This is a genomic window from Microcystis sp. M53603_WE2, assembly GCF_030065435.1.
This window is the reverse complement of the sequence record NZ_JASJFF010000367.1, coordinates 1-1198: the sequence shown is the minus strand read 5'-3', so window position 1 is coordinate 1198 and position 1198 is coordinate 1. Positions and strand designations below refer to the sequence as shown.

1 protein-coding gene and 1 pseudogene are annotated in these 1198 nt (G+C 42.4%); both read right to left on the bottom strand.

The genetic code is table 11. The features are described from left to right. Positions 1-231, bottom strand: a pseudogene (locus PX481_RS07865) (hypothetical protein); the annotation flags it as partial. Between the two features lie 61 nt (positions 232-292). After that, positions 293-1198: lipopolysaccharide biosynthesis protein RfbH (gene rfbH, locus PX481_RS07860; protein WP_288094237.1), on the bottom strand; the 906-nt coding region annotated here is incomplete at its 5' end.

Below are 1198 nucleotides of genomic sequence, written 5' to 3'. Positions count from 1 at the left end.
TGCTTTGACAACAGTTTGAGTTTTAACGGTAGCACACAAGCCAAAATTAGAGGCAATTAGCATCGATTCTAGAATTAGTCCTGCTAATTCTAACGATTCTCGTAAAGCGGCTGCTAATAGGGGCTGCAAGTTGTTGTCCACAGGTTCGTCAGGTAGAATAAAATCATCTGGCAGTTTTTCCCAGGTGATTATCGTTGATTTTGTCGGTAAATCAATAGCAGATGGTGTCATGTTTATCTCTTTTTCATTAAGAAAAGCCAAGAATACTTAAAAAAAGTCGGTTTTCCCTTAATCACCCTTGACAGAAATTTTTTAGCGTCAAGACAACATATTCTAACATTTCCCCCGTTAATCCGGGATAAATGCCCAGCCAAAAAACACTACTCATGATTTTATCGGCATTGCTTAAATCCCCAACAACTCGATAATTTAACCCCTTATAAAGAGGCTGTCGCAATAAATTTCCTCCAAATAATAGCCTTGTGCCGATGCGTTTTTCCTCCAAATGCTTAACCAAATCATTGCGGCTAAAAGGTGCATTTTCCTTAACAAAAATCGGAAACCCGAACCAACTCGGTTCAGAATCCGGGCTGGCTTCAGGCAGAATTAAAACATCTTGAAGCTCCTGTAACTTTTGATGCAAAAAGTCGAAATTTTCCAGGCGCTTTTTGATAAATCCTGGCAATTTATCCAGTTGCGCTACCCCGACGGCGGCTTGCATATCGGTCATCTTCAGGTTATAACCCACATGAGAATAGGTGTACTTATGGTCATAACCAAAGGGTAAATCTCCTAACTGCCAACCAAAGCGCTTATTACAGGTATTATCTACACCCGGAGGACACCAACAATCTCTGCCCCAGTCACGGAATGACTCGACAATCTTTTTCAAGCGGGTATCGCTGGTTAAAACCGCGCCCCCTTCTCCCATAGTCATGTGATGAGCGGGATAAAAGCTAACCGTTGCTAAATGCCCAAAGGTGCCGGTTTTTTGCCCTTTATAAAGACTTCCCACCGCATCACAGTTATCCTCAACTACCCAGAGGTCATGTTTTTCGGCAAAAGCCATCACCGCTTCTAAATTAAAGGGATTTCCCAAGGTATGAGCGATCATAATCGCTTTAGTCTTCTCTGACAAGGCCGATTCCAGCTGCTCGATGTCGAGGTCATAACCGGGTAATTTAACGTCTAAAAAGAC